Origin of the sequence: Mycobacterium sp. (assembly GCF_049585075.1) — a bacterium.
Classification (GTDB): domain Bacteria; phylum Actinomycetota; class Actinomycetes; order Mycobacteriales; family Mycobacteriaceae; genus Mycobacterium.
The window spans coordinates 1-6,814 of the sequence record NZ_JBAUZA010000388.1 but is presented as its reverse complement, the minus strand read 5'-3'; the positions used below and the strand labels follow the sequence as shown (position 1 = coordinate 6,814).

General features: G+C 63.9%; 7 protein-coding genes and 1 riboswitch. Of the genes, 3 read left to right on the top strand and 4 right to left on the bottom strand.

From position 1 onward, the window contains the following. Together WB785_RS18205 and WB785_RS18200 are read right to left on the bottom strand one after the other, a co-directional pair. Positions 1–340, bottom strand: a 340-nt coding sequence (locus WB785_RS18205; protein ID WP_424080695.1) for a transglycosylase family protein, incomplete at its 3' end; no start/stop codon positions are given. Between the two features lie 8 nt (positions 341–348). Continuing rightward, positions 349–534: riboswitch (cyclic di-AMP (ydaO/yuaA leader) on the bottom strand. Between the two features lie 280 nt (positions 535–814). After that, entirely contained in the window at positions 815–1,225 is a 411-nt protein-coding gene (locus WB785_RS18200; protein WP_424080696.1) for a YccF domain-containing protein, read from the bottom strand. Between the two features lie 154 nt (positions 1,226–1,379). On the opposite strand from WB785_RS18200, the gene WB785_RS18195 reads away from it, so the two are divergent. The 3 genes from WB785_RS18195 to WB785_RS18185 all read left to right on the top strand — a co-directional run bounded on the left by WB785_RS18195 (position 1,380) and on the right by WB785_RS18185 (position 4,826). Then, entirely contained in the window at positions 1,380–1,787 is a 408-nt protein-coding gene (locus tag WB785_RS18195; protein WP_424080694.1) for a cold-shock protein, read from the top strand. A 98-nt stretch (positions 1,788–1,885) separates the two neighbouring features. Continuing rightward, positions 1,886–3,823 (top strand): acyl-CoA dehydrogenase family protein, encoded by a 1,938-nt coding sequence (locus tag WB785_RS18190; RefSeq protein ID WP_424080693.1) that lies wholly within the window; start codon positions 1,886–1,888, stop codon positions 3,821–3,823. Position 3,824: 1 nt separating this feature from the next. Next, entirely contained in the window at positions 3,825–4,826 is a 1,002-nt protein-coding gene (locus WB785_RS18185) for a glutathione S-transferase family protein (RefSeq protein WP_424080692.1), read from the top strand. Here the strand turns inward: WB785_RS18185 and WB785_RS18180 are convergent. Together WB785_RS18180 and WB785_RS18175 are read right to left on the bottom strand one after the other, a co-directional pair. Next, positions 4,823–5,323 carry a DUF2771 domain-containing protein gene (locus WB785_RS18180; protein WP_424080691.1) on the bottom strand — a complete coding sequence of 167 codons (501 nt, stop codon included), beginning with the start codon at positions 5,321–5,323 and terminating at the stop codon, positions 4,823–4,825. The two genes, WB785_RS18185 and WB785_RS18180, sit on opposite strands and share 4 nt — an antisense overlap. Further along, positions 5,320–6,814, bottom strand: a 1,495-nt coding sequence (locus tag WB785_RS18175) for an MFS transporter (protein ID WP_424080690.1), incomplete at its 5' end; no start/stop codon positions are given. The genes WB785_RS18180 and WB785_RS18175, both read right to left, overlap by 4 nt.

Here is a 6,814-nt window from a genome sequence, read left to right as displayed (position 1 = left end):
ACACCGGCCAGGCGCCACGGCCCTGGGTGGCCAGCACCCGCTCGGCGACCGCGATCTGCTGTTCGCGGCTGGCCTGGTTCGCGGAGGCGGCGAACTGTCCGCCGCCATGTGCGGCCCAGGTGCCCTGCGAGAACTGCAGCCCGCCGTGGTAGCCGTTGCCGGTGTTGATGGTCCAGTTGCCGCCCGCCTCGCAGCCAGCGACAGCGTCCCATTGCTCGTCGGTAGCCGCGGATGCGTGGCCCGCAAGTGCGATACCCCCGCCACCGATCACAGCACCGGTGAATGCGAGTTTGGCGACGTTGATGTTCGAAGTGGTGGGCTTACGATGCCGTCCGCTCATACGCGAAGACGTCCTCTCTTGATGCGCCCACGAGGTCAGCTGTCGGGTTCGGGCGGGAGAGGTCGCCCGGCCACACCGAATCTGATGCGAAACGGTGGTGGCTTCACCCCAAGGAGCCAGGTACGGCTCCGGTCCGATTTCGGCGGACCAATGGGTCCCCCGTCTCCATCCACGGGTTGTGGTGTTCCCGCCTATCGGATGGAGCTCGGCGCTATAGGCGAGAAGGCCCGTCGCTCAGGAAGATTCGGCGAGCCCGCGCACGACGCTAGCGGGTGATCGTGGCCGAGTCATTTTTTGTCGCGTCCAGCGTTTCGTGTTCCGTCGACGCGGAAAACGCCAGGAAGCCCCGTTGTCTGCGCAGGTCGGTGGCTACGATATCGGGCCGTTGCCGTCCCGTAATCAATCCGTTATGTGACTCAATTCACACCAATAAATGGCCGAGAAACGGCTCACAGCTGACCCGCGGATGACCGATCAGCGGTGTTCCGCCAGTGATTCGGTGCGGTTTGATTGCCCGACGGGAACGATTTCTTTGCCCAACGGCACCAGCGACACCGGGATCAGTTTGAGATTGGCCAGCGCCAGCGGAATACCGATGATCGTCACGGCCATCGCCACAGCGCTCGCCAGGTGCCCGATCGCAAGCCAGATCCCACACAACAGCAGCCAGATGATGTTCCCTATCAGGGTCCCGGTACCTGCGCCGGGCTTCTCGATGATCGTCCGCCCGAACGGCCAAAGCGCATAAGATGCGATGCGCAACGCTGCGAACCCAAACGGGATGGTGACGATGAGCAGGAAGCAGACCAGCGCCGCCAGCAGATAGCCGAGGGCCAACCAAAGGCCCCCGAAAATCAACCAGATGACGTTCAGGATCAGGCGCATTGTCTCCTCCAGCGGTAATGCCAGAGTACCGAGAAACTGGGTGCTCGGCCGGTGCCCTTCCGAGTAGGATCTGTCGTCATCGCGTCCTGCGCAGGCGGGGCGCTTCATTGTGTTACCCATACTTAGTTTCCAGTCAGACAAGCAGGTGAGACCGGTGCCGACAGGCAAGGTGAAGTGGTACGACGCCGCGAAAGGATTCGGCTTTCTATCCCAGGAGGACGGCGAGGACGTCTACGTCCGCTCCTCGGCGTTGCCTGCCGGCGTCGAAGGCCTCAAAGCGGGGCAGCGCGTTGAATTCGGTGTTGCCTCCGGACGGCGTGGACCGCAGGCGTTGAGCCTCAAATTGATCGACCCGCCGCCGAGCCTGACCCGGCCCCGCCGGGAGGGTCCGGCCGAACACAAGCACAGCCCCGATGAGCTGCACGGCATGGTTGAGGACATGATCACTCTCCTGGAGAGCACCGTGCAGCCCGAGCTGCGCAAGGGCCGCTACCCGGACCGCAAGACCGCTCGCAGGGTTTCCGAGGTGGTCAAAGCCGTGGCGCAGGAACTCGATGCCTAACTGAGACCCGTCGTTCTGCAAAAGCATGGACCGGAGCGTTACTGGCGAGTAACACTGGGTATTACACCCGGGGAAGCCCGTCCAGCGAGGAGTGTCCGATGGCGCAGCAGGCACAGGTCAGCGAGGAACAAGCGAGAGCGGTAGCTGAGGAATCTCGCGAAAGCGGTTGGGATAAACCGTCTTTGGCCAAGGAGCTTTTCCTCGGCCGTTTTCCGCTTGAGCTCATTCACCCATTTCCCAAACCCTCTGACGAGGACGCGGCCCGCACCGAGAAGTTCTTAGCTCAGCTGCGGGAATTCCTCGACACGATCGACGGCAGCGTCATCGAACGCGACGCACAGATCCCCGATGAATATGTCAAAGGCCTCGCTGACCTCGGTTGCTTCGGCATGAAAATCCCATCGGAGTACGGCGGCCTGAACATGTCGCAAGTCGCGTATAACCGCGCACTGCAGATGGTTTCGACCGTGCATGCCAGTCTCGGTGCGCTGCTTTCAGCGCATCAGTCGATCGGGGTACCCGAGCCGCTCAAGCTCGCCGGAAGCGAGGAACAGAAACGGAAGTTCTTGCCGCGTTGTGCCGCCGGGGCGATCTCGGCGTTCCTGCTCACCGAGCCGGATGTCGGCTCCGACCCGGCGCGGCTGGCCTCGACGGCCACGCCGGTTGACGACGGACAGGCCTACCAACTGGACGGCGTGAAGCTGTGGACGACAAACGGCGTGGTCGCCGACCTGCTGGTGGTGATGGCGACTGTGCCCAAGAGCGAGGGGCACCGAGGTGGAATCAGCGCGTTCGTCGTCGAGGCCGATTCGCCTGGCATCACCGTGGAGCGGCGCAACAAGTTCATGGGGTTGCGCGGGATCGAAAATGGTCTGACCCGGATGCATCGTGTCCGGGTGCCGGCGGAAAACCTGATCGGTCGGGAAGGCGACGGCCTGAAGATCGCGCTGACCACCCTGAACGCCGGCCGACTTTCGATACCCGCGATAGCGGCTGGCTCCGCCAAGTGGTCGCTGAAAGTCGCTCGGGAGTGGTCGTGCGAGCGGGTGCAGTGGGGCAAACCTGTCGGCGAACACGCGGCGGTCGCCAACAAGATCTCGTTCATGGCCGCGACCAGCTACGCGCTCGAATCGGTGTTGGAGTTGTCCGGTCAGATGGCCGACGAGGGCCGCAACGACATCCGGATCGAGGCAGCGCTGGCCAAGTTGTGGTCAAGCGAGATGGCCTGCGTGATCGCCGACGAACTGTTGCAAATCCGCGGCGGCCGAGGCTATGAGACCGCCGAATCGCTCGCCGCGCGCGGAGAGCGGGCCGTGCCGGTGGAGCAGGTGGTGCGCGATCTGAGGATCAACCGCATCTTCGAAGGATCCAGTGAGATCATGCGGCTGCTGATCGCCCGTGAGGCGGTCGACGCCCATTTGAGTGCGGCCGGTGACCTTGCAAATCCCAAGGCCGACGTGCGGCAGAAGGCCAAGGCCGCGGTTGGTGCGAGCGGATTCTACGCAAAGTGGTTGCCGCAATTGGTGTTTGGCGAGGGTCAACGACCGACGGCGTATCGCGAGTTCGGCCGATTGGCGAGCCACCTGCGATTCGTTGAGCGCTCCGCCCGCAAACTGGCCCGCAACACCTTCTACGGGATGGCGCGTTGGCAAGCAGCGCTGGAGCAGAAGCAGGGCTTCCTCGGACGGGTAGTGGATATCGGTGCGGAACTGTTCGCGATGTCGGCGTCGTGCGTCCGGGCCGAGGCCCAGCGAGTCGCGGATCAGGCCCAGGGCGAACAGGCATACGAGCTGGCCGAGGCGTTCTGTCAGCAGGCCACCCTGCGGGTCGAGGCGTTGTTCAATGCCTTGTGGGATAACACCGACAGCACTGACGGCGCGCTGGCGCGCAACGTGTTGAAAGGTCGGTACAGCTGGCTCGAGGAAGGGATCGTCGACCAGTCCGAGGGCACCGGGCCGTGGATCGCGCACTGGGAAACCGGTGAGTCCACCGAGTCCAACCTGGCTCGGAGGTTTTTGACCGTGGCCGAATCCTGACATGGCATACGTCGCCGAGGCCGGCGAGTTCACCCGCGACACCAACTATATCGAAACCCGCATCACCGCCGACGGCCGGGACGGTTACCCGGTAGAGCCGGACCGATATCGACTGATCGTCGCTCGCGCCTGTCCGTGGGCCAACCGCGCGATCATCGTACGACGGTTGCTGGGGCTGGAAAGTGCTATTTCCATTGGGTTTTGCGGTCCAACCCATGACGAGCGCAGCTGGACTTTCGACCTGGACCCGGGTGGGCTCGACCCGGTGCTGAAGATCCCTCGGCTACAGGATGCGTATTTCAAACGTTTCCCCGACTATCCCAAGGGCATCACCGTCCCGGCAATCGTCGACGTGCCAACCGGCGCTGTGGTGACCAACGATTACGCGCAGCTGACGTTGGATCTGTCCACAGAATGGACTGCCTACCACCGCGACGGCGCTCCTCAGTTGTACCCCGAGCCGCTGCGAAACGAGATCGACGAAGTCAACAAAAGGGTTTACACCGAAATCAACAACGGTGTTTACCGGTGCGGCTTCGCAGGTTCGCAACAGTCCTACGACGCGGCCTACGACCGGTTGTTCACCGCTTTGGACTGGGTCAGCGATCGACTGGAAAGTCAGCGGTTCCTGGTGGGCGAGACGATCACCGAAGCCGATGTCCGCTTGTTCACTACCTTGGCCCGCTTCGACCCCGTGTACCACGGGCACTTCAAGTGCAATCGAAACAAATTATCCGAGATGCCCGTGCTGTGGGCCTATGCGCGAGATCTATTCCAGACGCCGGGCTTCGGCGATACCGTCGACTTCGTCCAGATCAAGCAGCACTATTACATCGTGCACGCCGACATCAACCCGACGCGAATCGTGCCGAAGGGGCCCGAGCTGGCCAACTGGTTGACGCCGCATGGCCGGGAAGCGTTGGACGGCAAGCCGTTCGGTGACGGCACGCCACCGGGGCCGCCTGCCCCGGCCGAAAAGGTGCCCGTCGGCCACGGCGCCTAGCCCCAATCGGTACGTACTGACCATTCCGCATGAGGCACGCCGTGCAATTCGCCGGCCCGGTCGACGACCACAGTCATCAACTGGACGGCGATCCCGGTCAACCGGCCCAGCTTGGGATCGACGGTGGGGATGGTGACCGCCAACCGGCTGTCGGGCCGGTAGAAGGTCGTCATCGGGTTGACCGCATCTTCATAGACCCGCAACAGCCACCACGGTGCCCGGCCGATCGCCGGCGGCACCGAAAGCTGCACCGGATCGCGCGCAGTCACCCGTAACTCGCCTTGCTCCCTTGGGTTTTCGCAATCGTTGAGGTCGAGCACTTTGCAATATCTATAGGGTCCGACTCGGGTCAGCTGACCGTGGGAATATGCGCTGATTTCCGGGTGTAGCGGACCGCGCCCGCGGGATAGCGCCCAGGCGCCGACTCCCGCGGCAGCTGCCAACACCACCACCACAGCAAGCAGCACGGCGGTGCCGAACTTTGCTGTCGGCTTCACTCCCACGAGACTGCCGCGCCGTCGTGGTTGCTACGACCACCTTCCTGCTCGACCATCACCGGCCGATTTCCGCCCAGGCCGGGGATCAGCGAGTCGCCGCGGAAGCTGACGACGGTCTGCGCCAGCCCCAAAATCAGCACGGCCGCAACGACACTGAAGCCGATCCACAGCTCGGTATAAAGCAACACGCCCAGTGCGCCGCCCAGCACCCACGCCAGCTGCAGCGTCGATTCCGAACGCCCGAACGCCGACGCGCGTGATTCTTCGGGTAGGTCGTCTTGTAACGATGCGTCCAGCGCGGCCTTGGCAATTGCGCTCGACCCTGAAGTGATCAGGGTTGCGATCGCGGCGGTCACCAGATTGCCGGCCACCGCCGCGGCCACTGCCGCAACGGTCACCGCCACTGTGCAGCGCACTGCCAGCACCGCGGGCCTGCCCAGGCGCAGCCGTGCGCTAGTGAAGTTGCCGGCGAAGTTACCGATGGCCGCGGCAGCGCCGATAAGTCCCAGCATGCCGAGCTGCACCCAACCACTGGCGTCACGCGCTTTGGCGACAAACGCCGGATACAAAAACAAGAATCCGACCATGACCTTGATCGTCGAGTTGCCCCACAACGAGGTGATGATGTTGCGGCCCAACGGTTGTCGAAGAGCCCCACCCGCTTTGCGAACCTCCTCCGGCCAGCTTCGCCGCGATGGATGGGTGCGATAGCTCAAGGTGGTGGGCACCTCACCCTCGGTCACTTCGACCCAGCGCGGAATGCGCATGCACAGCAAGGCGCCGCCAAGAGTGACCGCAACGACGACGAATAACGCGCCGGGCCAATGGAACAAGCGAGTGAAGACATACTCGATTCCGCTGGCGATGCCGCCGCCCAGGATGGTTCCGCCGAGCAGTCCGAACATGGTCAGCCGGGAATTGACCCGCACCAGGTCGATCGACGGCGGCATCACTCGTGGCGTGACCGCGCTGCGCAGGACGCTGAACGACTTCGAAAAAACCATCATTGCCAGGGCGCACGGATACAGCACCCAAGACGGGAAGCTTCCGGTGGCGCCGTCGTAATTGGTGATCAGCACCACCGCCAGCCCTGTGCGCAGCACAAACGACGCCGCCAGCGCGACCCGTCGGCCGTGCTGTAGCCGGTCGAGCGCCGGACCGATCAGCGGCGCGACAACCGCGAACGGCGCGATCGTGATCAACAGGTAGAGCGCGACCCTGTCTTTACTCTCCCCGGTGGCGGCGGCGAAGAACAGCGTGTTCGCCAGTGCGACGGCCATCGCGGCATCGGTCGCGAAGTTAGCCACCACCGGCCAGGTCAGCGCCGTCAGCCCGGACTTGTCGGCACCGTCGGCGGTGGCGGCGCGCTGCACCAACCCGTACATCCGCGAACCCATTTCACGGCTGCGCTGCGCGGCCGCGCGGGTGACGGTAACCCGCTCGCCGCCTGCGCCACTAGGCGGTGGCGCGCTGCGACGGTCGGACTCGGGC

Bases quoted from the DNA above. Each gene is read 5' to 3' on its own strand.
- WB785_RS18200 (WP_424080696.1), bottom strand. From the start codon at position 1,225: ATGCGCCTGATCCTGAACGTCATCTGGTTGATTTTCGGGGGCCTTTGG.
- WB785_RS18190 (WP_424080693.1), top strand. From the start codon at position 1,886: ATGGCGCAGCAGGCACAGGTCAGCGAGGAACAAGCGAGAGCGGTAGCT.
- WB785_RS18185 (WP_424080692.1), top strand. From the start codon at position 3,825: ATGGCATACGTCGCCGAGGCCGGCGAGTTCACCCGCGACACCAACTAT.